This is a genomic window from Neisseria yangbaofengii, assembly GCF_014898075.1.
GTDB lineage: Bacteria > Pseudomonadota > Gammaproteobacteria > Burkholderiales > Neisseriaceae > Neisseria > Neisseria yangbaofengii.
Genome location: NZ_CP062976.1, coordinates 905,507 through 930,256, shown reverse-complemented (window position 1 = coordinate 930,256; position 24,750 = coordinate 905,507). Strand labels below are relative to the sequence as shown.

The 24,750-nt window shown below is 49.6% G+C and carries 16 protein-coding genes, 1 tRNA gene and 1 pseudogene; 13 read left to right on the top strand and 5 right to left on the bottom strand.

The window, feature by feature from the left end:
- Window positions 1-67: 67 nt before the first annotated feature.
- The 4 genes and pseudogenes from H4O27_RS04490 to H4O27_RS04475 form a co-directional block, all read right to left on the bottom strand.
- Entirely contained in the window at window positions 68-424 is a 357-nt protein-coding gene (locus tag H4O27_RS04490) for a DUF3969 family protein (protein ID WP_165011052.1), read from the bottom strand.
- A complete protein-coding gene (locus H4O27_RS04485) occupies window positions 424-7,992 on the bottom strand; it encodes a two-partner secretion domain-containing protein (RefSeq protein WP_193004336.1) in 7,569 nt (2,522 codons plus the stop codon). Before H4O27_RS04485 ends, H4O27_RS04490 begins: the two co-directional genes overlap by 1 nt.
- Window positions 7,993-8,495: 503 nt before the next feature.
- Window positions 8,496-8,814: pseudogene (locus tag H4O27_RS04480) on the bottom strand (hypothetical protein).
- Window positions 8,815-9,554: 740 nt separating this feature from the next.
- Window positions 9,555-9,647: transfer RNA gene (locus H4O27_RS04475), tRNA-Ser, on the bottom strand.
- Between the two features lie 326 nt (window positions 9,648-9,973).
- Here H4O27_RS04475 and H4O27_RS04470 point away from each other — a divergent pair.
- The 8 genes from H4O27_RS04470 to H4O27_RS04435 all read left to right on the top strand — a co-directional run bounded on the left by H4O27_RS04470 (window position 9,974) and on the right by H4O27_RS04435 (window position 18,589).
- Complete coding sequence (locus H4O27_RS04470) at window positions 9,974-12,199, top strand: NADP-dependent isocitrate dehydrogenase (RefSeq protein WP_165010892.1); 2,226 nt, start codon at window positions 9,974-9,976, stop codon at window positions 12,197-12,199.
- Window positions 12,200-12,465: 266 nt separating this feature from the next.
- Window positions 12,466-13,842, top strand: coding sequence for an MATE family efflux transporter (locus H4O27_RS04465; RefSeq protein ID WP_165010894.1), 1,377 nt, complete (start codon window positions 12,466-12,468; stop codon window positions 13,840-13,842).
- 52 nt (window positions 13,843-13,894) lie between these two features.
- Entirely contained in the window at window positions 13,895-14,932 is a 1,038-nt protein-coding gene (gene murB, locus H4O27_RS04460) for a UDP-N-acetylmuramate dehydrogenase (RefSeq protein ID WP_371865595.1), read from the top strand.
- Between the two features lie 24 nt (window positions 14,933-14,956).
- Window positions 14,957-15,601 carry a TetR/AcrR family transcriptional regulator gene (locus tag H4O27_RS04455; RefSeq protein WP_165010896.1) on the top strand — a complete coding sequence of 215 codons (645 nt, stop codon included), beginning with the start codon at window positions 14,957-14,959 and terminating at the stop codon, window positions 15,599-15,601.
- A gap of 79 nt (window positions 15,602-15,680) precedes the next feature.
- Window positions 15,681-16,265 carry an LOG family protein gene (locus H4O27_RS04450; protein WP_165010898.1) on the top strand — a complete coding sequence of 195 codons (585 nt, stop codon included), beginning with the start codon at window positions 15,681-15,683 and terminating at the stop codon, window positions 16,263-16,265.
- 14 nt (window positions 16,266-16,279) lie between these two features.
- Window positions 16,280-17,053 (top strand): SDR family oxidoreductase, encoded by a 774-nt coding sequence (locus H4O27_RS04445; RefSeq protein ID WP_165010900.1) that lies wholly within the window; start codon window positions 16,280-16,282, stop codon window positions 17,051-17,053.
- Window positions 17,054-17,095: 42 nt separating this feature from the next.
- Window positions 17,096-17,665 (top strand): ubiquinone biosynthesis accessory factor UbiJ, encoded by a 570-nt coding sequence (locus tag H4O27_RS04440; protein ID WP_165010902.1) that lies wholly within the window; start codon window positions 17,096-17,098, stop codon window positions 17,663-17,665.
- 33 nt (window positions 17,666-17,698) lie between these two features.
- Window positions 17,699-18,589, top strand: a complete 891-nt coding sequence (locus tag H4O27_RS04435; protein WP_165010904.1) for an NAD(+) kinase — start codon at window positions 17,699-17,701, stop codon at window positions 18,587-18,589.
- A 63-nt stretch (window positions 18,590-18,652) separates the two neighbouring features.
- Here the strand turns inward: H4O27_RS04435 and H4O27_RS04430 are convergent, their stop codons facing one another.
- Window positions 18,653-19,813: a CdaR family transcriptional regulator gene (locus H4O27_RS04430; protein WP_165010906.1), complete on the bottom strand. Its 1,161-nt coding sequence runs from the start codon at window positions 19,811-19,813 to the stop codon at window positions 18,653-18,655.
- A gap of 196 nt (window positions 19,814-20,009) precedes the next feature.
- On the opposite strand from H4O27_RS04430, the gene H4O27_RS04425 reads away from it, so the two are divergent.
- The 5 genes from H4O27_RS04425 (at window position 20,010) to H4O27_RS04405 (ending at window position 24,606) form a co-directional block, all read left to right on the top strand.
- The gene (locus tag H4O27_RS04425) at window positions 20,010-21,269 is read left to right on the top strand and encodes a GntP family permease (RefSeq protein WP_165010908.1); all 1,260 of its coding nucleotides are present in this window, start codon (window positions 20,010-20,012) and stop codon (window positions 21,267-21,269) included.
- Window positions 21,270-21,410: 141 nt separating this feature from the next.
- A complete protein-coding gene (locus H4O27_RS04420) occupies window positions 21,411-22,544 on the top strand; it encodes a glycerate kinase (protein ID WP_165010910.1) in 1,134 nt (377 codons plus the stop codon).
- A 242-nt stretch (window positions 22,545-22,786) separates the two neighbouring features.
- Entirely contained in the window at window positions 22,787-23,095 is a 309-nt protein-coding gene (locus H4O27_RS04415; protein ID WP_165010422.1) for an IS630 transposase-related protein, read from the top strand.
- A 37-nt stretch (window positions 23,096-23,132) separates the two neighbouring features.
- Window positions 23,133-23,609, top strand: a complete 477-nt coding sequence (locus H4O27_RS04410) for an IS630 family transposase (protein ID WP_226883499.1) — start codon at window positions 23,133-23,135, stop codon at window positions 23,607-23,609.
- A 238-nt stretch (window positions 23,610-23,847) separates the two neighbouring features.
- The gene (locus H4O27_RS04405; protein WP_206224752.1) at window positions 23,848-24,606 is read left to right on the top strand and encodes a GntP family permease; all 759 of its coding nucleotides are present in this window, start codon (window positions 23,848-23,850) and stop codon (window positions 24,604-24,606) included.
- Window positions 24,607-24,750 lie beyond the last annotated feature (144 nt).

The following is a 24,750-nucleotide window of genomic DNA, read 5'->3' as shown; positions in this document are numbered from 1 at the left end:
TTTTCAGACTGTCTGAGGGAATGCGTGGGTGCGAACACCACACCTTACCATACAGGCTAAGCTGGCTTTATTTCTCCAAGCAGACTGGCTCAATATATATAGAAATATTATCCGATAACTTTTTACTAGATAAATTAGTCATTGCCATATCAATTAATTTTTTAATTTCCACATCTAACTGTTCAGGGACTAAACTTTCAACATCTTCTAGTTCAGTTCCTAGCATAATTAAATCAACTATTTCTTTATCAAAAGATATATTATTTAAATATTCCACTACCCCTAGTCTAAAAATTAATTTTTCAGTATCGTAAATGGATAATTTTTTTTTATGCAATAAAATTAAGGCTCCTAAAACAAAAGTATTAAGGAAAAACTCTGCATCCTGCTTATTTTGAGTAAATAAGTTTAAATTAGTTTTCATTAGAAAGAACTCCAAGAATTTTTAACTTTCACATTGAATACTCTACCAGTTCGGGTGTTTTGGAAATAATGTATAGATACCTTGTTTCCATTGCTATCAAAACCATTTTTATATACCTTTTTCCAACCACCACTTTCAACTTTTCGTAGATTTTCCAAGACCGATTGATTATTTATATTGACTTTTTTAGTTCCATTTTGTACATCCCTGAATCCTTTTGGATAGTTTGGTGAATCTTTAATAGAATTATGAGTTGTGCGGATATTATTTTCATCCTCATCATCAGGCGGCATAGGTGCACCGGCTGTGCTCTGTGAAATATCATTTGCTTTGTAGCTACCCGAATTGGGTTTATCGGTCTGATTCTCTGACAGACTAAAATCATCTTCAAACTTGCCCGACCAAACGTCTTCTAATACCTGTGAAGCATCACAATTGCCCGTTATTGCACAAGCCGCAGCAACAACAAGCCCTGCTTCCGCAACGGGTAATGCATCTTTAGGGGTAAGCCGCTTGCCTTTTTGAATGCCGCGGATAACTCGCCTTCCTTTGGATATGGCACTTACACCATAATTATTCTCCACCGCACTATCCGCATTCAGACTGCCTTGCACCGCATTCGCAGTACTGTTCCCAACCGCCGTCCCCGTAGCCGTTCCCAACAGGTTTGTAATCGCCGTTACGGTTTCTTTCTGCTCCGCCGTCAGCTTACTGCCGTCTTTTTCTCCGTAGAGATAGTTGCCGATTAACGGTGCGGCGGCTTCGGCACTGCCGGCACTGATGGCGCCGGCCAGGGCGTTGTTGCCTCCCGCCGCTGCGGTGGCCGCACCCAATACCGTATGGGCTAGGATGTGGGCGGTTTCCTGTTTACCGGTAAGTTTGCCGTCTGAATTCTGTTGCGCCAGTTCTTTGAAGTGTTGGCCGATTTGATAGGATACGGCCGGACTTGCCGCTGCGGCGGCAATGCCTGCTGTGCTTTGGGTGGGCGCACTTAAGCCTGCGGCAATGCTGTTGAGCAGCACTTTGCCTTTCTGCCAGTTACCTGCTTTTTGCCGGTACTCGGTTTCGCTGATAAGGCCTTTTTCTTTCTGCTCTTTCAGCGTATCCAGTTTTTGGTTGATTTCGCCGGTGGCCGACTGCACATTTTTGCTGAATTCCTGACTGACCTTCCGCTGTAAATCAATCTCGCTCTGCACCCGTTCTTTGTCAAAGATGTTGTTCAGACGGCCTGAGTTTTGTTCGGCGGTTTCGCTGCGGGTGCCGGTGTAGGCCGCTGCTGCCTGTGTGCCGTCGGTATCGTTGCCGATGATGATGTTGCGCGTGCCGATGCCGCTTTTGGTAACACTGCTTTGACTGCCGCCGTCGCTGCCGTAGCCGATGCTGCTGTCGATACCGTTTTTAGCGGCGACGGTTTGGATGCGGCTGTCGGCAGCAGGTGCGGTTTGGCCGAGGCTTTGGCCGCTGATGCTGCCTGATACGCCAATGCCGAAGCCGTCGCCTTCATAGCGGCTGTGGTTTTCAATGTCGCTGTGGCTGATTGAGGCCGTCTGAAAGCGGTTTCTGCCTTCGCTTTCGGCTGTTTCGGTGGCGGTGATGATGCCGCCTTTTAAGTCGGTATGGTTTGCCACGTTGACTTGGAAGCCGTCGTCACCGGCAAAGATGCCGCTTTGTTCGCTGATACTGCGGTGGTCGGCGTTGGTTTTGCTTTGGTTGTAGCCGGCAGTCGCGGATGCGCCGTAACCGACGGTTACCGAACCGCTGAGGTTTTGCTGTTTGCTGCGGTAGACGGCGCTATCCTGTATGCTTTCGATGTTGAGGTTTCGGGTGCTAAGGGCAACGCCTTTGCCTTTTACCTGCGCGCCTTTGAGGGTGGTGTCGCCGCTGCTTTGGATGACGGTGCGGCTGTCTTTGTCGCCGATGTGGGTATGGCGGTGGGTTACGTCGTCACCGTTGCCGTAGCCTTTGCCGTGGTTGCCGCCGGCGGTAAAGCCGATAACCGGTTTGCCGCTTTGAAATGCAACGGCAACGCCGGCGTTCCCGCCGCTGCTGCGGTTGTCGCTGCGTTCGCTGTGGCTCTGTTCGGCCGATTGCAGTACGATGTCTTTGGCGCGCAATAATGTGCCTTCTTTACCGGCCGCATCTGAGCCGGTGATGTTCAGACGGCCTTCGTCGGCGATCAGGCTGACTTGGCCGCCGCCGATGACTTGGCTGCTTTGGGCGGTACTGCCTTCGCTGTGGCTTTGGGCAGTGTTTTTTTGTTGGCCGTAGGTAAGGGAGACACTGACGTTGGATGCGTTTGCTGCAGATTGCCAATCGCCGGCGGATAGGGCGGCAGCGGTGTTTGCCAGGCCTTTGAGGTTGTCGGGACTGCTTTCTTCGGCCAATAACTTGCGTGTCTGCCATGCGGCATTGGCCGCGGCCATGGCATTGACGCGGCCGTTGTTGCTTTTGCCGACGGTTTTGGCAGCGGCTGCTGTGCTTTGTACGGCCTGAACGACGGGCACGTTGACCGCTACGGTCAGGCCTTTTTGTTCGAGGGTCTGCCGGTAGTCGGTGGCGTAAGTATCCTGCGCCGCTTTAATGTCGATGTTGCGCGCACGAATCAGTACGTCGCCTTCGGGCGAGGAGACGGTCGAGCCGGTTTGGCGGTAGTTTTGTTCGGCAGAAATGACGGTGTCGCCTGTTAAGCTGCCGACGGTCGAGCCGTGATTCACCCGGGTACGGCTGCCGCTGTCGGCGGTGTCTTTTTTGCTGCCGACGGTAAAACCGATGCCGCCCGAACCCATCAGGCCGGATTTTTTGGTTTGGTGGAATTCGCTGTCGTTATAGGTGCTTTGCGCGGCGGTGATGTTGACATCATTGCCCGCCGTCAACACGGTCAGGCCGTCTGAAACCACGTTGCCGCCGCGTACGGTTAAATTGTTATCGGCTGCAATCAACACTTTGCCGCCGCTGATTTCGCTGCCGACCGCTTCGTCGTGCTGACGGCGGTATTGGTCGAGGCCGGTTGTTTTGGAAGCGATGCCGCGCGATTTGGTGTAGATTGATTCGTCCAAATCCAGCGTTTGACGGCCTTCGCTGATGTCGACGTTGCGGCCGGAGAGGGTAACCCTGCCTTTATCGCTGGCGATGCTGCCTTGGCGGACGGTCAAATCGTCTTTGGCGGAAAGCAGGATATCGCCGGCCGCACCGATGACGGTACCCGCTTCGGAAGTTTGGGCAACATGGCGGTGGTTTTTATCGCTCAGTTCGCCCCATTTGCTGTGGGCTTCGAGCTTGGCGGTGCCCAAATCGATGCGGCCGTCTGAAACGATTTGGGTTTTGCCTTTGGACGCTTCGTTACGCAGATTGGCGGCGACGAAGTCGATGCTTTGGTTGGCTTTGAGGCTTAAGAGGCCGTCTGAAGCGTTGTTGACATACAAACCGGCAACGCGGTCGATTTGGGTTTGGCCGTTGCGCTCATCGCCACCGGTAGCCGTGGTGGAGGCAACGCGGAGGCGGTCGGCCTCGACGGCCAACAGGGTGTCGGCGGCGACGGTGCCGCCTTCGATGTTCACATCTTGGCCGCGTAAGCGCACTTTACCGCCTTGAACCACACCGCTGTTGGTGATGTCGGTGGCGGATAGGTCGGCGATTTTACGCCCGGCCAACGTACCGCTGTTGATGATGCTGCCCGTGCCGTTCATCGCCAGTCGGTCGGCACTGATCAAACCGCCGTGGGCATTGATGTCGCCGGGTTTGACGGTGAGATAGACTTTGGGTGCCAACACATCAACCGTGCTGCCGTCGATTAAGGTAAGGGTTTGGGTTTCCAGCCAAACAATGTCGGAAGTGAGGCGTGCTACTTGTTCTGGCGAAAGGGCGATGCCCGGTGTGAGCTGCTGTTCGCGGGCGAAGGTGATGCCGGCTTGCATCAGTGCTTTGAACTGGGCTTCGTCGTTGGTGTAACCGTCGAGGCGGCGGTAGCCGGTTAAGCGGGCAACTTGTTCGTTTACCAGCTTTTGCTCGTAATAGCCGTCGCCTAAGCGTTTGTGCATTCTACTTGGGTCGAGTTTGAGGGCATTGAGCATATAGTCGCTGCTCAGCCATTGTTTGTAGTTGGTAAAGGCGGGATCGGTTTCGACCAGATACGACGGGTGGGCCGGGTTGACGGCATACAGGCTGGATGTCGGCAGCTTGGTATCGGTGTTGAGGGTTTTAATGGGTGCGGGGGTGCTGCCGCCGTGAGTAACGGCGGTTGGGTTGAGAGCGGCGGCTATTGCCAGATTTTGAAGCTTGCCGAGTGAGGCATTTTCCTGATATTTAAGCGCCGGGCTGTCAAGGTCATGGGTGAAAGGCTCGACAGGTGTGTATGCAACATATTCTCTTTCTACACGACGAGGGCGACGCTTTCTGGAATACCAGCGTTTATCCCAAGTTGAGAGATACTGCTGACCAATGTTTTCTAATCGACCTTGTCCTTGTGTGCCCTGATTGTTGATGTTTTCCTCTAGGCCGTCTGAATCCAAATTACCGCCAATCAATATGTGGCTGTCTGAGTTCAGCCAGTTGCTGCCAGCAGCAATCAGATTGCCGCCAATCAGAATTTCCGCCGGCTTGCTTGTTTTAATCCGCTGGCGGTATGTTTTGATATGGTAGTCCCATACATTCCAATGCTCGGCTTCAACTTGGCTGCCATCCGGGAAATGAAAGCCCGCGGTCTTTTGGTCTTTCTCACCGCGAGAATTATCAAATGTTCCATCTCTACCTTCACGATAACGGACAGCCTCTCCCGCTGGTGCGTATTCTTTGATTTGTCCGCTGGTTTCGGCCAGATATTCCTCCAATTCGAAGTGCTTGTTCAGGTTTCCCAGAGATTTCGCTGCGATCCGTGCGTCTCCTCCTGCTTCAATCGTGGCACTGGCATTAATCAAACGATCAGCCATACCCTGCGCCTGATGCTGCTCATCCAAACTGCCGCCAATATTCAAACTGCCTTCGCTGGAAAGCTTCGCTTCTTCCTGATTGGTAATCTCTTTCGCCCCCACGGCCAAATGCTCGCGCGCGGCAATGACGGCGGCTTTGGTTTCGCCATTGGCCGTTTTTTCTTGGTTCACCAGCTTCTCGGCCTCAATCGCCACCCAGTCGCCATACACGCGTCCGCTGCCGATGTTCAGTACGGTATTGCCTGCATCCAAGAGGGTGAGGCCGTTGCTGTTGATTAAGCCGCGGTTGGTAATGTTGTCGGCTTTGAGACGGGTGTCGCTGCCGGATTGGATGGTGCCGGATGCGGTGTTGTCGATGTGGTCGGCTTCCAAGCGTACGAAACGGCTGCCTTCCAGCGTGTAGCTGTTGTGGATGCCGCCTTTGCTGCTGACGGTCAAACCTTGTCCGGCACGGATGTCTTGTGCGGCGGTAAAGCTGTCTTTAAGATTGAGCGACAGGTTTCGGTTGGCCGCCAGCTCTCCTTGCTTGGTCAGTGTTTTGGCTTGGATATCAAGGTGTTGTTCGGCGAGTATTTCGCCTGATGCATTGTTGATGCTTAGACTTTGGCTGCCGCCGTCGTGTATTTTCACGTCTTTGGCCGAACCGATGAGGCCGCGTTGGTTGTCAAGGCCGTCTGAAACTTTGAGCTCGGTCATTTCATCGCTGCGGATTTGGCCTGAGGTATTGTCTAGACGGGCGGCTTCGGCTTTCAGACGGCCTGTGTCGATTTGGCCGCTTTGATTGAGCAGGGCTGCGGCTTTGATACCGGCTTGTCGGTTGACGGTGAGTCGGCCGTTGCTGTTGTCCAAGGTTTGGACGGCCGCAGCCAAACTACCGCCGGATTGCAGGGTACCTTCGCGGTTATCGGTGGTTTGGTTGCGGATGGTGAGCGTTTCGGCAGCGGTCAGTTTACCTTGGCGGTTGTCCAAGGTTTGCGCGGTAATCTCGGCCTGGCGGCTGATGATTTCGGCTTCGCGGTTATCCAGCAGGCTGCCGCCAACGGCCAGTTTGTTCAGATGTAGTTTGCCTGTGTTGCCCAAGCTGTTTGCGGCGTGGATATCCACGCCGCCGTTGGCGGTGATGCTGCCGCTGTTTTCCAGGCCGTCTGAAACCTTCAGACGGCCTTCGGCCAAGGTCAGCGGTACGGCAGCCGCATCATTTTGAGTTTGGATTCGGCCTGACGCGGCGGCGGTGGTCGGTGTGGCAGGCGTGCTTGGGGCAGTATTGCCGCCGTTGCCGGAAACATGGTCTTGGCCGGCATAAGCGATTAAACCGCTATTGTTCAATTTGCCGGCTTCAATATTGAGGCTTTGCAAACCGGTTTGCGCCATGTCGCCGCTGTTGTTCAGACGGCCGGTTTCGATGTCGAAACGGGCAGCCTGTATGGTTTGGCGGTTGTCGAGGTTTTGTGTGCGGATATTCAGTTCGTCGGATGAGGTGATCAGGCCGCTGTTGCCGACTTTCGGGCTTTGAATCGCGGTTTTTCCTTGTGATGACAAGGTGCCGCTATTATCAAACGCCGTGGCTTGAATATTTACACGCGCCGCTGCGCTCGAGCGTTGCGTATTGTCGGCGGCCGCAATACTGCCGCTGTTACCGATTTTACCGTCGGCACTCAGGGTCACACCGCCAGCGGTGGCAAAGGCTTGACCGGCATGATGAACGGCTGCGCCTTTGTCGGTGGAAACCAGCGTAATCTTGTTGGCATACATACCGCCCAGCTGCGCGGTGTCGATGGCCACGGCAGGAGCTGGGCGGCCGTCTGAAACTTGGGTGTGGCTGCCGTCGGTCGCCACATCGTTGCTGCCCGATACCACGCTTAAATCTTTTGCCCATACGCCGGCATTGATTTGCGCGGCGCGGGCAAGCAGGCGGGTGTAATCGGCTCCTGAGGTATCCAAGCCGTCACCGTTGACGGCAATATCGCCGTCGCGTACTTGGAAACTGGTGAGATTGCCGTTGTCAAACAGCGGTTTGCCTGTGGTAAGCGTTACCCCCGCCGCATTGATAAAGCCTGCACCGTTCACCCGGATACCGGCAGGATTGGCCAATACCACCTCGGCACGACGGCCGGCCACTTCGATATAGCCGTTGAGTAGTGAAGGACTGACGCTGTTGACCTGATTCACAATCACCTTGGCTTCGCCGCGCGCCAACCACGGATTACCCTGTATCCAGCCGCCCAATTTGGTCTGCGTGTTGCTGCGGCTGTTGTTGAGAATTGCCCCTTTGTTATCGACATCAAACTGTTGGTATTGATTGACAGAAACCCCTACCGAAGTAGGGGTTTGAATGTTGATTTGCGGGATGCCGTTACCCGTCTGCAGAATGGTGGGTTGTTGGGTTTTAGGGGCATTCTTATCGGCGGCAATGCCTTGCGCTTGGACAATGTTAGCTGCTCCCAAAGCCAAAAATAAGGAGAAACCTAATAAAGAAATAGAAAAAGCATTTGAACGAGCAGTGTTAAAAGCAACAGATTTTACATGAACACTGCTTGCATCGATATCTGCACAGCTTTTCCTCTCGCTCCTGATGGTTTCCGCAACGACCATCATGCAACCGCGTTTTTTATTGAAAATAACACGATGGAGCGTTTTATTCATGATTTCACTTCCTTAATTAATTTATTATAAAAAAACTGTTGCAAGTAAATTGCACGATAAATTTTAATACTGTCAAAAAATAAGTTGGATAATTTATTCATTTTAAATTAATGACTTTAGCAAGTCAATCGCTGCTATTTATCAAATTATTTACTTAGCTGCCCTTCAAGGGAAACTACTATAGCGGATACACTTTGATTTCAGTTTTTTATTAAAACAATACAACCTTACTCTTCTCGCAAACTTCTCAACGTCTTCGATAATTCAGGGGTTTCTGCATACTCTACTTGTTTTCTAGGTCTGCCACGTCTATCCCCCTCTACTGTTGTGATTTGAATCGCATTAAAAAATCGTGCCTTAGGCGCTGCTTGCTGTTTCGCTGCACTATCCAGCAACGTTTGCTTGGCAAGATAATAGCTTATATTCATTAATGCTTTGATTTTTAAAGGGGCTGTATCAGATTAGCCCCAAACACTACACCAATTTTGCAGAATTTTCATCTGTCATTTAGGTTTGCTAAAATTAAAACGAAGCGCGCGTTCTTTCAAGAACAACAGGAAAGGTTTCCGGTCGATTCCGTTGTACTTGCGCAAGACTCGTTGTGTCTGATTCCAAAAGTTTTCAATACTGTTGTTCTGGTTTTTATGGTTGCAAAAAGTTGCGAACGGTTGATGCGGTGGCGGGTAAAACCACCTGAAATTCTAAATGATAGGCTGTGATCAGACGGATTTTTCGGTAAAACAACGCTGCCGAATTAGCATTGATACACGGTAAATCGGCAGCAGAGCGGGCAGTAACTTCGAGCACAAAAAATCCAAGCAGCTTCTTTTATACTTTTTTATATATTTTACAGTTAGTTATCTTCATTTTTCAGGGTAACATAACTATTAATCTAATACAGCCCCAGTAATTTTATTCCATTTAACTTTCAAAGCTACCTCAATAGCCAAGATTCAATTTTTCAGTGGTTGCATAGATTTGAGATTTATTTGTGTGTAATAGGAGCATTTGAGCACTGGTTAAGCAACTTAAACTATAAGATTTAAACCAAAGCGATAAGGCCTTAGTGCCCTTGATGATATTAAAAATGAAAAGCAGCTTGAAAACATTTATGGCACATTGGATCGTGCAACCAAACAAGTACAGGGACAGTGGATATTCATCCCGCAATATCGCAAACACTTTTCCCTTAAAATTCCTTTGTCATTATTAAAGCATAGATAGACGGCAAAATTCAGCAAACTCGTGCTTTGAGTCAGCCTGAATTACAGCAAGCGATTAAGCAACCAGTTTGTCGAGAAAAGAGGAAAAAGTCAGATAGTATCTCCCTAAATTCTTATTTACCAAGAAAACCCATGATGGCTTTTGAGAAATTCAGAGAAGAAAAAGGTTTGAGTAAAGAAGGGGCTTTAAATTTTCTTATCTTGCATGGGATTTAGCCAAGCAAGCCCAATGCGTACCAATTAAAATCTGCGTAAAATGGCATACTAATTGTTAGACTGGTATACCAGCAAAATCAAGAAGAAAAACCCACTGAAAAATCAGTGGGTTTTTCTTTAAACTGGCGGAGTAAGAGGGATTCGAACCCTCGATGCAGGTTGACCCCACATGCTTCCTTAGCAGGGAAGTGCCTTCAGCCTCTCAGCCATTACTCCTAAAGAAGTCCGAACTATACTGTTTTACCGCCGGGCTGTCAAGCACGAAAAGACAATGGTTCAATAAACATCTGAATTAATTGGGAACAAAGTAATGGTTTACTCTGCATAGCAAGAGCCGGCCTGATTTTGCTTCATTCAGTTTAAACCCATAGCCGACGTTTATGGCTTAGCCGCCCGCCTTTTCAGACGGCCTTTACTATACCAAAGAACTATCTTTATTGATAATGGTTGCATTCCCCAATTTCTTTAAATTGTGCCATAATAACGAAGTGCCATACCGCTTGGCATGGAAAAGAAAAACCTTAACCTACAAGAGAATCTCTATGACTAACAAAGCCACCATTATCTATACCCACACCGATGAAGCGCCTGCTTTGGCAACCAAATCACTCCTGCCTATCGTCCGTGCGTTTACCCAATTCGCAAACATCGACGTGGAAACCAAAGATATTTCATTGGCCGGCCGTATTTTGGCCACTTTCCCGGATTTCTTGAAAGAAGAGCAACGCGTACCGGATGCTTTGGCCGAATTGGGCGAGCTGGTGAAAAAACCTGAAGCCAACGTGATTAAGCTGCCGAACATCAGCGCATCTGTGCCGCAACTGACTGCTGCAATTAAAGAATTGCAAGAACAGGGTTTTGCTGTGCCGGATTTCCCGACCGACCCCCAAACCGACGAAGAAAAAACCATCCGCGAGCGTTACGACCGCATTAAAGGCAGCGCGGTAAACCCTGTTTTGCGCGAAGGCAACTCCGACCGCCGTGCACCTAAAGCCGTGAAAAACTTTGCCAAGAAAAACCCGCACAGCATGGGTGCTTGGTCTAAAGATTCCAAAACCCACGTTGCCACCATGCAAAGCGGTGACTTTTTCCATAATGAACAATCAGTTACCGTACCAACCGCCACTTCTGTCTCCATTGTCTTCACCGATAAACAAGGTAACAAAAAAGAATTACGCAAACCGGTTAACCTGAAAGACGGCGAAATCATCGATGCGACCGTGATGAACAAAAAAGCCTTGGTGGGCTTCTTGAATGAACAAGTCAAAGAAGCCAAAGAGCAAGGTTTGCTGTTCTCATTGCACATGAAAGCAACCATGATGAAAGTATCTGACCCGATTATCTTCGGTCACGCTGTAAAAGCTTTCTTTGCCCCTGTATTTGAAAAATTCGGCGGCGAATTAGCCGCTGCCGGTGTCAACGTGAACAACGGTTTCGGCAACTTGTTGGCCAACTTGGACAAACTGCCGTCTGAAACCAAAGCAGCCGTAGAAGCCGAAATCGCTGCCGTATATGCCGCCAACCCTGATTTGGCAATGGTGGATTCCGACAAAGGCATTACCAACCTGCACGTGCCGAGCGATGTGATCGTCGATGCCTCTATGCCTGCGATGATCCGCAATTCCGGTCAAATGTGGGATAAAGAAGGCAAGCTGCAAGACACCAAAGCCGTCATTCCGGACAGCAGCTACGCCGGCGTATATCAGGCCACCATCGATTTCTGCCGCGAACACGGTGCATTCGACCCGACTACCATGGGCACTGTACCCAACGTCGGCCTGATGGCGCAAGCGGCCGAAGAATACGGTTCGCACGACAAAACTTTTGAAATCGAAGCCGACGGCGTGGTAGAAGTAGTTGATGCTTCAGGCAAAGTGTTGATGAAGCACGAAGTTGAAGCCGGCGACATCTGGCGCATGTGCCAAACCAAAGATGCACCGGTGAAAGACTGGGTGCAATTGGCAGTAAACCGTTCCCGCTTGAGCAACACCCCTGCCGTATTCTGGTTGGATGAAAAACGCCCGCACGACAAGAGCTTGATCAACAAAGTGGAAACCTACCTGAAAGACTTGGATACCAGTGGTTTGGATATCCGCATTCTGTCACCGGTAGAAGCCACTAAGTTCAGCTTGGAACGCATCAAAAAAGGCGAAGACACCATCTCTGTGACCGGTAACGTATTGCGCGACTACCTGACCGACTTGTTCCCGATTTTGGAATTGGGCACCAGTGCGAAAATGTTGTCTATCGTGCCTTTGATGAACGGTGGTGGCATGTTTGAGACTGGCGCGGGTGGTTCTGCACCGAAACACGTGCAACAATTCTTGGAAGAAAACCACTTGCGTTGGGATTCTTTGGGTGAATTCTTGGCCTTGGCGGTATCGTTTGAGCATTTGGCACAAAAAACCGGCAACACCAAAGCGCAAGTTTTGGCCGACACTTTGGATGCCGCTACTGAGCAATTGCTGCTGAACGGCAAATCACCAAAACGCAAAGCCGGCGAACTCGACAACCGCGGCAGCCACTTCTACATCGCACTCTACTGGGCGCAAGCATTGGCCACTCAAGACAAAGATGCCGAATTGAAAGCCAAGTTCGCACCATTGGCCGAAACCCTGACTGCAAACGAAGACAAAATTGTGGCAGAATTGGCAGCCGGCCAAGGCAAAGCTGTAGACATCAAAGGCTACTACAGCCCGAATGAAGAATTGGCTTCTGAAACGATGCGCCCAAGTGCTACCTTGAACGCGGCTCTGGCTGCACTGTAATGAAGGCAAGGCCGAATCTTTTGTAAAATTCATTGGATTTGCGGCTGCTGACATTCATCAAAGGCCGTCTGAAAGTTAACTATGCTTTCAGACGGCCTTTTTGTATGTTGTTTTATGGTTCAGACGGCCTAATACATAATTAAATATTACCCGACACCCGCGCTAACAATCTATCCGCTTACCTTGATTTAGCCTATAATACGTCTTTAACGATCCCGCGCCGTTTGAATGTTCAGACGGCCTGTTTTATTTTCTGCGCCATTGTCATGTTTCTCGATATCAACCGTTACCCTTTTCCCGTTTTCAAAAAAGAAATCCGTCATTTGATTCTACTGGCCGTGCCGATGCTGTTGGCGCAAGTGGCGCAGGTCGGCATCGGTTTCGTCGATACCGTAATGGCCGGTGGCGCGGGTAAGGAAGACTTAGCAGCCGTGGCATTGGGCAGTGGTGCGTTTGCCACCGTTTTCATCGCCTTTATCGGCATTATGACCGCGCTCAACCCCATTATCGCCCAGCTTAACGGAGCGGGTAAATTCAATGAAGTCGGCGAAACCGGCCGCCAAGGCTTGTGGTTTGGATTGGCGTTGGGCGTGTTCGGTATGCTGCTGATGTGGGCGGTGATTACGCCGTTTCGCAGTTGGTTAGATTTGGGCGGCTACATCGAAGATACGATGGCGCTCTATATGATTTTTACCGGCCTGGCCATGCCGGCTGCGATGGTACACCGCGCGCTGCATGCGTATGCCTCCAGCCTCAACCGCCCGCGCGTGATTATGTGGGTAAGCGTGGCGGCATTTTTCCTGAATGTGCCGCTCAATTATATGTTTGTTTACGGCAAATTCGGCATGCCGGCTTTGGGTGGCGCAGGCTGCGGCTTGGCAACGGCTTTGGTGTTTTGGTTTAACGCCGTCACTTTATGGCTGTATGTCACCAAGCATGATTATTTCAAAAAATTCAAGCTCACCGACCATTTCAGCAAACCGGATTGGGCAGCGTTTAAAAACTTCTGGAAACTGGGTGCGCCGATTGGCTTATCTTACTTTTTGGAAGCCAGCGCGTTTACCTTTATTGTGTTTTTGGTAGCGCGTTTGGGTGAAGATTATGTGGCGGCGCAACAAGTGGTCATCAGCCTGACCGGCATTATTTACATGGTGCCGCAAAGCGTTGGCTCGGCTTCGACTGTGCGCGTAGGATTTGCACTCGGCCGCCGCCAATTTGTCCGTGCCCGCTATATTTCCGGCGTATCCTTGATTTTAGGCTGGGCATTGGCTGTCATCACCGCCTTGGCTTTGGTATCATTGCGTTATCCTTTGGCTGGCATATACACCGACGATGCGATGGTGTTGAATATTGCCTCAGGCGTGTTGCTGCTGGCGGCAGTGTTCCAATTGTCCGACTCAACCCAATGCATTGCTTCTTATGCCCTGCGAGGCTATAAAGTGACCAAAGTGCCGATGTATATCCATGCGGTTGCTTTTTGGCTGTGCGGTTTGCTGCCGGGCTACATCTTGGCCTACCGCTTCGACATGGGCTTAAACGGCTTTTGGACAGCCTTAATCGTGTCGCTTACCATTGCTGCAATTGCATTGGTTTGGTGCTTGGAATTGTGCAGCAAATCATTTGTGAAATCTTATATACGGTAAATTTCAGACGGCCTTATGCTATGCCGTCTGAAACCTTTCTTCAGGCTTTATCATGAAACTCAGTTATCAAACCGACCTGACCCCTTACAACACATTCGGCCTCAAAGCCAACGCCTATGCCTTTGCCGTATTGGAACAGGCTGAAAATGTGCGTGAAATTATCCGCTTGCCGGAATTCAATCGCGACAGCGTCTTGTGGCTGGGCGGCGGCAGCAATATCCTGCTGATGGAAGATTATCCGGGTTTGGTGGTGCACATGGAGAACAAAGGCGTGCGCGAAGCCGCCCGTTCAGACGGCCTTGTGTATATAGAAGCGCAAGCCGGCGAAGTTTGGCATGACTTTGTGTTGCACACGCTGGGTTTGGGCTTAAGCGGCTTGGAAAACTTAAGTCTGATTCCGGGAACGGTCGGCGCATCGCCGGTACAAAATATCGGCGCATACGGTTTGGAAGTGCAAGATGTCATTCACAGCGTGCGCTGCTTTGATTTGGACAACGAAGCCTTTGTCGAATTAAGCAATGCCGATTGCCAATTTTCTTATCGCGAAAGCTTTTTCAAGCAGGCAGGCAAAGGGCGCTATGTGATTGTTTCGGTGGTGTTCACCCTCAAAGAGCACTTCACGCCCAACCTGAAATACGGCGACTTGGCCGCCGCAGTCGAAGCCATCTGCCAAGGTCGCGAAGCTACGGCAAAAGATGTGTCGAATGCCGTGTGTGCAATCCGCAACAGTAAGCTGCCCGACCCGAAAATTCTCGGCAATGTCGGCAGTTTCTTTAAAAACCCGATTGTCAGCGCCGAGCAAGCTGCATTATTATCGAGTAAATATACTAATATGCCGCAATACCCGCAAGCCGACGGCACCGTTAAGCTGGCTGCAGGCTGGCTGATTGACCAATGCCGTCTGAAAGGCTTTCAAATCGGCGGTGCGGCCGTGCATGACAAACAGGCTTTGGTGTTAGTGAATAAAAACAACGCTCAAGCCCAAGATGTTTATCAATTAGCACGGCATGTCCGCCGCGAAGTGGCCGAAAAATTCCAAGTCGCATTGCATGCCGAACCCAACTGGCTGCCGGTTTCATACAGTTTGTAATCCATACCATTAAGGAATAATCACGTGGTACGAGAACCCAAAATCAACACTTACACCCGCATTATCAATGCCAGCCTTGTTTTGTTTAACGAAGAAGGCGAGCGCAACATCAGCACCAACCACATCGCGGCGCATTTGGGCATCAGTCCCGGCAATCTGTATTACCATTTCCGCAATAAAGACGAAATCATCATCCAGCTTTTCAAGCGCTACAGCGAAGCCTTATTGCAATACCTGCAAGAAGCGGAGCTGCCTAAAGACGTCGCAGGCGCGATTACCTATATGGCCGGCATTTACAATGTGATGTGGGAATACCGCTTCCTGTTTAGCGATGTGAATACACTGTTGGCACGCAGCGCCGAATTATTGGGCGAACACAACAACTTCACCCACGCCAAAGTATCGCCTTTGCTGGTAAAATTATTGAACGAACTCAACGACCACGGCATCATCCGCGCCGACAAAACCGCCATTGACGATTTGGCCGTGAATATGTGGATGATGACCAAATACTGGTTCGATTTCGACGGCTCGCTGCAAGGCCGCACCAAATTAACCGAAGATTCCAAAGCCCGCGGCGTGCAACGCTCATTGAGCCTGTTGCGCCCTTACCTGTTGCCCGATCACATGGTTGAATTTGACCAAAAAATCAGCAATCCGCCGGTTTAATTTTTTTACATTCGCTCAGGCCGTCTGAAAAAAATTGATTTTCAGACGGCCTCGGCTTTTACTGAAAAAAATCAATAACATGAAAAACATCGCTGTTTATTGCGGTTCCAATTTAGGCGAATCGCCTGCTTTTTATCGAGCAGCCCAAGCAATGGGCAAAGCCATTGCCGAACGCGGCAGCCGTTTGGTTTACGGCGGCGGCAAAGTCGGCCTGATGGGTACGGTCGCCGATGCGGTTTTGGCATACGGCGGCGAAGTCATCGGCGTGATTCCAACCTTTTTGCGTGAAAAAGAAATCGCCCACCAAGGTTTGGCCAAGCTTATCGAAACACCCGGCATGACCGAGCGCAAAACCAAAATGATTGCCCTATCCGATGCCTTTATCGCCATGCCCGGCGGCATCGGCACTTACGAAGAACTGTTTGAAGTCTTGTCGCTATCCCAGCTGCGCCAACACGCCAAACCCATCGGCATACTGAATATCGAAGGCTTTTTTGACCCTTTGATAACCTTAATGCAGCAAACCGCCGCCCAAGGTTTTATGCCGCAAGCCAATCTGAATTTGCTCTGCGCGGCCGATAATCCTGCCGATTTGCTGACCAAAATGGCCAAATATGAATTTGTCGACGCACCTAAATGGGTGCAGCCGGGCTGGCAAAAATAAAAGGCCGTCTGAACATGAAAGAAACGCTTCCTGCTTACGCCATTTTCGGCCTCGGCTACCTTGGCCGTGCCTTGGCGCAAAAACTCTATGAAAACGGCTATGAAGTAGCCGCCGTCAAACGCCGCCTGACTTCCGACGACATTAACCTGCCGATTCAGCTTGATGCCGTCAATTTAAACCAGCCGGATGGTTTTCAGACGGCCTTGCAACATTGTGCTGACAAACCGACATGGTTCTGCTTGTTGCCGCCCTCTTCGCTCAACGATTACACGGCCACGCTGCAACAATGGTTGCAATCGGCCGAATCGCTTAATGTGCAACACATTATTTTCACCAGCAGCACCAGCGTTTACGGCGACGAAGCACGCGAGTACGACGAAACCGACCCGCTGCAACCACAAACCGAAAAGGCCAAGCAGATTGCCGCCGTAGAAGCCCTGTTGCTCAACAGCCGCATCCCGAATGTCGATATTTTGCGCTTGGGCGGCCTTTATTCCGCCGAACGCCATCCGGTAACGCGTTTGGTCTTGAAACACAACATCAGCGGCGGTAAGCATCCGGTAAATGTAGTGCATCAGGATTTGGCGGTAGCCGCCCTGTTCCGGACGGCCTTGAATCCCGACGGCAAGCGCATTAAAAACGTGGTCGAACCGAACCACCCGACACGCGCCGAATTCTACGCCGCCGAAGCCGCCAAGCTCGGTTTGCCCGCACCCGATTTCAATCCCGACGACCAAAGCAGCGGGAAAATTGTAAATACCGTTTGCGTGCACGGCTTAAGTCTGTAAAATCAAGGTTTGTTTTATTTTCAGACGGCCTCAGAGAAAACCATGTCCGCCCTCCTTCCAGTCATCAACCACCTGATTCAGCAGAATCCCGAGCAGCAATATGATTTGGCCGGATTTGCAGGTAAAACCCTGAGCGTTCGGATTGCCGGTTTCCGTATTCACGGCCGCATCAGCGAAAAAGGCTTTTTAGAAGCCGCCGCCGACGGACCCGATACCGAAATCACTTTTCACAACAGCGCCATTCAAAAAATTCTGCAAGGCGAGCAGCCCGGTGTCGGCGACATTGCCATCGACGGCGATTTGATTTTGGGGATGTCGCTTTTGCCGATTTTCGGCGGCCTGCGCTATTATGCCAACGATGATTTAAGCCGTATTTTCGGCGATGCCGCAGCCGGCAGCATTGCCGCCCGCGCCGTCGTTATCGGCCATACGGTCAAACAAATCGGCAAAAGCATCGCCGAGCAAATCAGTGAGTTTTCACGCGAGCCGGAATCGCCGGTCATCGACCAAACTACACTGGCCGCATGGATGGAAGAAGTCGACCAACTGCGCGACGACGTTGCCCGCCTACACGCCCGTCTTGACCGACTCGAGCGCGATATCTGGCTCTGATTTCAGACGGCCTCTCACCTTTATCCCACCGCCATGAACAGTCCATTCAAAAACATCGGCATTGTTACCCGCCCGAACACACCCGAAATCCAAACCACCGTGCATACTTTGGTGGAATTTCTCTGCCAATCCGAGTTTGCCATTTATGTAGATGAAGAAACCATCGTTGAACACAGCATCCTTGCCGACGATATTCCGCTCTGCACTACCTGCTGCAAAGCCGATTTGGGCAAATATTGCGACTTGGTGATTGTATTGGGCGGCGACGGCACATTTCTTTCGGCCGCCCGCGAAGTGGCCGGGCGCGGCATCCCGATGATCGGTATCAACCAAGGCCATCTCGGTTTTCTGACCCAAATTCCGCGCGAACAAATGGTTGAAGATCTGCTGCCGGTGCTAGAAGGCAAATACCTGCCGGAAGAGCGCATTTTATTGGAAGTGGATTTAATCCGTGACGGTGAAATTCTTCATCGCTCGCTGGCCTTAAACGATGCCGTACTTTCTCGCGGCGCTGCAGGCCAAATGATTGAGTTCGAAGTATTTATCAATCAAGAATTTGTGTACACCCAACGTTCAGACGGCCTGATTGTTTCCACCCCCACCGGCTCAACCGCCTATGCCTTGGCTGCCGGCGGCCCGATTTTGCAGGCCAGTTTGCGCGCCTTTACCTTGGTGCCGATTTGCCCGCAGTCCATGACCAACCGCCCAATCGCCGTGGCCGACACCAGCGAAATCGAAATATTGGTCACCAAAAGCGGCGACGCCCGCGTGCATTTCGACGGACAATCGTTCCACGATATCCAAAACCTCGACCGCCTGATTATCCGCCGCTATCACAACCCGCTGCGCGTGCTGCACACTGCCGATTACCAATATTTCAAAACCCTGCGCCAAAAATTGCACTGGGGCGAACAGCTGGTTTAACGATAAAAGGCCGTCTGAAAAGCAGAAATGTTTTTCAGACGGCCTTTGTCTAGTCAAGATGAATTACACCATATGCACCGCGATATACAGCAAAAAACGGTCATCGGTGCGATCAAGATTCAAGCGGGTCAATTCAGCAATTTTGTGTAAGCGATATTCCAAAGTATTGCGGTGGATAAACAGCGCTTTAGCCGTCTCCGCCGAATGCATATTGTGATTAAACCAAGCCAGCAATGTTTTAGTCAACAAGCCATTTTTATCCGCCTGCTTGAGTTTATTGAGCGTTCGCTCTAATTCGCGCCGTTGCCAGCCGTCTTTAAGCTGGTTGAGCAATACCGGTAAAACCAATTCTTGATAATTGTAAATGCGTTGCTCGGGAAAACGGTTTTTACCTACTTGTAAAGTTGCACCAGCAGTTTGATAAGACAAAGCAATACTATTGGCTTCGGCCTCGCAATCGGGAAAATAATTGCCCAAGGCAATGCGTACATTCAATGAAGTTTGCTCACTCATGCGCGACACCAGCAATTTTACCCGCTCCATGTGATTGCGGACATTCCAACGCCCAAGAGAATCCAAAGCCGGCTTAAGAATCACGATTTGAGTGAGCGACAAAATCGCTACTAAATTATCCCGCTCCGGATAATGCAGCAGATTTTGCAGATTGTGCAATTCGTTGCTGATGGCTTCGATATTCAGATGGCCGGTATCGACTTCAATAATACACACCACACGCGGAGTGGATAAGTCCACGCCTAATCGCTTCGCCCATTCGTTCATCGACGGGCTGATTTTTTCCGTTGAAATCAGGTTGAGAATCAACTCTTCTTTCAAACGTGCATCCTGCGCCAGCATCTCAAATAACCGGGCCTGCTCCAGCATCATTTCAGCGGTCATACATACCAAGCGGCCGAATTCGCGCAAATTTTCCGGATCGCCGGTCAGTCCGATAACACCGACAGTTTCCCCATCCAAGCGCAACGGCAAATTAATGCCGGGACGAACGCCATGCAGATTTTTGGTAATCTGTTCATCAATATCGACGATACGTCCCTGAGAGAGTGCCAATAATGCACCATCGTGTATGCCGCCTATGCGTTTTTCATCACCGCTGGCAATGATTCTGCCTTTGATATCCATAATATTGACGTTGCAACCGATGATATCCATCGTCCGCTCGACAATTTTTTGGGCAAGTTCGGTGTTGAGTGGATAAACAGACATAATATTTCTTTCTATAAAGAAAAGATGAGATATAGGATAGGCATAACGATTGTGCCACAGCTGACATTAGGCAGAACTGGATATTTGTATAAAAAAAATGGATTATAAAGCACATTTTTCAGACAGTTGCACAAAGACTTATCAAGCAGTTTCCATCCATAATAACGTTACGCGTTAAAAAATAAGGATTTTCAATATGCCCGCTGTATCCGCGCTTGGTGCGTTGGTGGCATTGTGTGCCGCCATTTTTCTCATTCTCAAAAAAGTACCGCCTGCTTACGGCATGATTGCCGGCGCATTGATTGGCGGCTTAATCGGTGGCGCTGATTTGGCGGCCACCGTTAAGCTTATGATTGAAGGCGCGCAAGGTATTACTACGGCTGTCATACGTATTTTGGCTGCCGGTGTATTGGCCGGTGTATTGATTGAATCCGGTGCTGCAACTTCGATTGCCGAAACGATTGTCAAAAAACTCGGTGAAAACCGCGCACTTCTGGCCTTAGCCATGGCCACTATGATTTTAACCGCAGTAGGTGTATTTGTTGATGTTGCCGTCATTACCGTATCACCGATTGCATTGGCCTTAGCCAAACGTGTGGATTTGTCGAAATCCGCTGTGTTGTTGGCGATGATCGGCGGTGGTAAAGCCGGTAATATTATCTCGCCGAATCCCAACGCCATTGCTGCTGCAGATGCCTTTGATTTAACACTGACTTCCGTAATGGCTGCAGGCATCATTCCGGCTATTTTCGGTTTGGTATTCACCTATTTCCTTGCCAAGCGCCTTATCAATAAAGGTTCCCGCGTGAAAGCAGAAGAATTAGTTACCGGGAATGCGTCACAACTTCCAAGCTTTGCTGCCGCTATTTCCGCCCCTCTTGTTGCTATTTTATTGTTGGCTTTACGGCCTATCGCCGATATTGCCATCGACCCAATGATTGCCTTGCCTGTCGGCGGCTTGGTGGGTGCCTTACTGATGGGTAAGATTCGTAACGGTAATCAATATGCAGTCAGCGGTTTAGGCAAGATGGCACCTGTAGCCATCATGCTGTTGGGCACAGGTGCGTTGTCCGGCATTATTGCCAATTCGGGTTTAAAAGATATGTTAATCAATGGTTTGACTGCTTCGGGTTTACCTTCCTATATCCTTGCCCCGATGTCCGGTATGTTGATGTCGCTGGCAACCGCTTCCACGACAGCAGGTACGGTTGTAGCTTCCAATGTATTCGACAGCACCTTAATCGAACTGGGTATCGCCGGTATTGCCGGAGCAGCCATGATTCATGCCGGTGCCACGGTACTTGACCATATGCCTCACGGTTCATTCTTCCACGCAACAGGCGGCAGCGTTTACATGGATATTAAAGAACGTCTCAAGCTGATTCCTTATGAAAGTGCTATCGGTTTATTGATGACTATCATCTCTACCCTGATATTTGGCGTATTTAAATTTTAACCAACAGATTCAGACGGCCTTGCCATTAAGCAAGCCGTCTGAATCTGGAAAATATTTTTAAGTAACACGCAATTATCTTTATTCTTTCAGACGGAATCAGGCCGCCTGCACTGCCTGACACAACCTAAAAAGGACTACCTCATGAAAATCGTTATCGCCCCCGACTCCTTCAAAGAAAGCCTGACCGCATTAGAAGTAGCCGAAGCCATCGAAGCCGGATTGAAAAAAGTTCTGCCGGATGCCGAATATATGAAAGTGCCAATGGCCGATGGCGGTGAAGGTACGGTGCAATCACTGGCGGATGCTACGGAAGGGCGCTTGATTGAAACAGAAGTCACCGCCCCCTTAGGTAACAAAATCACTGCTGCGTTCGGCATTTCCGGTGACGGAGAAACAGCCATTATCGAAATGGCGGCGGCTTCCGGTTTGCATTTAGTGCCATCTGAAAAACGTAACCCTCTGCTCACGACCAGTTACGGAACAGGCGAACTCATCCGTGCAGCATTGGATAAAGGCGTGCAAAAAGTGATACTCGGCATTGGCGGCAGTGCCACCAACGATGCAGGTGCCGGTATGTTGCAAGCTTTGGGTGCAAAATTAACAGATGCAGAAGGCAAAGAAATCGGCCATGGCGGCGGCAGCCTTGAGCGACTGGACAAAATCGATTTAAGCGGATTAGACAATCGTTTAAAAAACGTGTCTTTTGAAGTAGCGTGTGATGTGGATAACCCGTTATGCGGCACAAACGGTGCTTCTGCTGTATTCGGTCCGCAAAAAGGTGCCGGCCCCGATATGGTGCGGCAACTGGATAAAGCACTTTCCCACTTTGCTGAGATTGTAGAGCGCGATACCGGCATCTCTATCCGTGATCATGCAGGTGCAGGCGCAGCCGGCGGCATGGGCGGCGGTCTGCTCGTATTACCGCAAGTGAAACTGAAAGCAGGCGTCGAAATCGTCATCGAAGCGGCTCAGTTGGCTGAAAAAGTGAAAGATGCCGATTTGGTTATTACCGGCGAAGGGCGCATGGATGCCCAAAGCATTCGAGGCAAAACACCGGTAGGCGTCGCCAAAACTGCTAAAAACTTCAATAAAACCGTCATTGCGATTGTAGGCTGTTTGCGTGAAGATTATGAAGTTGTTTATCAAGCAGGTATTGATGCCGTATTCCCGATTATCCGCCACTCGGGTCCATTGGAAGAAATCTTAAAACAGGGGCGTGAAAATTTGGTTTCGACTGCGCAAAATATCGGCAGGCTGTATTTGCTGAGTAAATAAGTTTACGTTTTAATCATAAATCCAAGCCGTCTGAAAATATTTCAGAACGGCTTTTTATGTTTCTCTGAAATTCTTATTTATCTCATTCTTTTTACCAAACAAATTTTGCTCTAAGTTTACTTACCTTCGAAAGAAGATCCGCACACTTAAAAACTATAGTGGATTCACTTTAAAATAGGACAAGGCGGTGAGCCGAAAACAGTATATAGTCAATCCCCCAAATATAAATTACAATCTCCCCCATGACCTATTCAACAGACTTCCGCCAGCTCGCCTTAGCCAAACTCGCCCAAGGCCTCTCCATCCGTCAAGTAGCCAAAGAGCTCGGCATCGGCAGCGATACCGTGTTCAAATGGAAAAAGAATCCCATTCCCAAAGGCTATCCCAAAGACAGAAAACCCCTCAAAATTACCAAAGAAGCACTGCTTAGAGACGTCGAACAATACCCCGATGCCTATTGCTACGAACGGGCACAACGGCTCAACTGTTCGACCAACGGCATTCACCAGGCATTGAAAAGATACGGAATCAGCCGAAAAAAAGACCAATAAACACCCCAAAGCAGATGTTCAGCTCAGAAAACGCTTTATCAGACTCAGACACCGTTTCCAACTGAAAGAACGTCCGATTGTTTGGTTGGACGAAAGCGGATTCAGAGCTTCCGTCCACCGTCCTTACGGTTATGCCCCAAAAGGCAAACGGTGTATTGATACCCATGACTGGCAGGGACGTAATCAGACTAATGCCATCGGTGCGCTGTATGATCATCAACTGTTTGCGGTCGGTTTGTTTGACTGTTCCATCAACAGCAGGATATTCGACACTTGGATAGAACGGTTACTGATCCCGCAACTGCCGCCCGAGAGTGTGGTGGTGATGGACAATGCGGCGTTTCATAAGGGTAAGGCAGAAGCCTTGCTGAAGGAAAAGGGGCATACCGTCCTATGGATGCCGCCTTACAGCCCCGACCTGAATCCCATCGAAAAGAAATGGGCTTGGTTAAAGGCGAGACGGAGAAAACTTGGGGTGGTGTCTGTGGATGAGTTGTTTAGGAGTGTTATTTAAATTCATGAGATTGACTATATTTTAAAGCGGAGTCACTATAAACCATCCAAACATTTTTTTATACCACTTAAACATAAATCAAAACCGTCTGATATTTTTTCAGACGGCCTTATGGAAAAATCCAAACTATAAAATACGTAATCTCTATAGCATAGAGATAAATTAGGCCGTCCGAACACCTTTGCAAGCAGCTTAAAATTCTTTATCACACTGTAAATGGCTCGGTCAAAAAATCTACATGATTCCGAACGATGAAGGTGAATTCGACCGCAAAGAATTTAAAGAAGAATACATCCGTTCAATCGAAAACATGGAGCAAATCTACAAAGATAAAAACCTGCCGGGTACCGGTCTGTCGTTTGCCCCGATTGTCATTCCATTGATTCTGATTTTGGGTAACACCACTGCCAGCTTCCTGAAAATGGAAAACGCCTTTGCCTCTTTCTTCAAAATCGTCGGCCATCCGATTATGGCTTTGATTATCGGTTTGCTGATTGCCCTGTATGGCTTGGGTCGCGGCTTGAGCAAACAAGAAATCAACAAAGCGATTGAAGACGGCGTGAAATCTACCGGTATGATTCTGTTTATTACCGGTGCGGGCGGGGCTTTGGGCTATGTCGTACGTGATGCCGGTATCGGTAATGCCTTGGGTGAAGCAGTATTAAACATCGGTATACCGGGGATTTTGATTCCATTCGTGATTGCCGCTCTGATGCGTATCTCTTTGGGTAGCGCGACTGTGGCACTGATTACCGCCGCAACCCTGACCGCACCTTTGGTAGCACAATTAGGCTTGAATCCGACTTTGGTTGCCATGTCGACTTGTGCCGGCGCTGTATCGTTCAGCTACTTTAACGACAGTGGTTTCTGGGTATTTAACGGTCTGTACGGCTTGAAAGAAGTGAAAGACCAATTTATGGCGAAAACCATGATTTCCTTTATCGGTTCAGGTGCATGTTTGGCGCTGGTATTGGTATTCAACGCTTTCATGACTTAATCTAGATTTAAGTTACCAATCAAAGGCCGTCTGAATTTCAGACGGCCTTTTTTACAACAAATAAAATGATATAATTCAACACATTAAAAATATTTCCAACAAAACCAATAATAAAATATATAAAATCTTATTCCAATTACGAAA

Excerpts from the sequence above, each read along its gene's own strand:
- H4O27_RS04440 (WP_165010902.1), top strand. The coding sequence starts at position 17,096 with ATGTCCGCCCTCCTTCCAGTCATCAACCACCTGATTCAGCAGAATCCC.
- H4O27_RS04465 (WP_165010894.1), top strand. The coding sequence starts at position 12,466 with ATGTTTCTCGATATCAACCGTTACCCTTTTCCCGTTTTCAAAAAAGAA.
- H4O27_RS04470 (WP_165010892.1), top strand. The coding sequence starts at position 9,974 with ATGACTAACAAAGCCACCATTATCTATACCCACACCGATGAAGCGCCT.
- murB (WP_371865595.1), top strand. The coding sequence starts at position 13,895 with ATGAAACTCAGTTATCAAACCGACCTGACCCCTTACAACACATTCGGC.
- H4O27_RS04445 (WP_165010900.1), top strand. The coding sequence starts at position 16,280 with ATGAAAGAAACGCTTCCTGCTTACGCCATTTTCGGCCTCGGCTACCTT.
- H4O27_RS04450 (WP_165010898.1), top strand. The coding sequence starts at position 15,681 with ATGAAAAACATCGCTGTTTATTGCGGTTCCAATTTAGGCGAATCGCCT.
- H4O27_RS04490 (WP_165011052.1), bottom strand. The coding sequence starts at position 424 with ATGAAAACTAATTTAAACTTATTTACTCAAAATAAGCAGGATGCAGAG.
- H4O27_RS04430 (WP_165010906.1), bottom strand. The coding sequence starts at position 19,813 with ATGTCTGTTTATCCACTCAACACCGAACTTGCCCAAAAAATTGTCGAG.
- H4O27_RS04435 (WP_165010904.1), top strand. The coding sequence starts at position 17,699 with ATGAACAGTCCATTCAAAAACATCGGCATTGTTACCCGCCCGAACACA.
- H4O27_RS04405 (WP_206224752.1), top strand. The coding sequence starts at position 23,848 with ATGATTCCGAACGATGAAGGTGAATTCGACCGCAAAGAATTTAAAGAA.
- H4O27_RS04425 (WP_165010908.1), top strand. The coding sequence starts at position 20,010 with ATGCCCGCTGTATCCGCGCTTGGTGCGTTGGTGGCATTGTGTGCCGCC.
- H4O27_RS04485 (WP_193004336.1), bottom strand. The coding sequence starts at position 7,992 with ATGAATAAAACGCTCCATCGTGTTATTTTCAATAAAAAACGCGGTTGC.
- H4O27_RS04420 (WP_165010910.1), top strand. The coding sequence starts at position 21,411 with ATGAAAATCGTTATCGCCCCCGACTCCTTCAAAGAAAGCCTGACCGCA.
- H4O27_RS04415 (WP_165010422.1), top strand. The coding sequence starts at position 22,787 with ATGACCTATTCAACAGACTTCCGCCAGCTCGCCTTAGCCAAACTCGCC.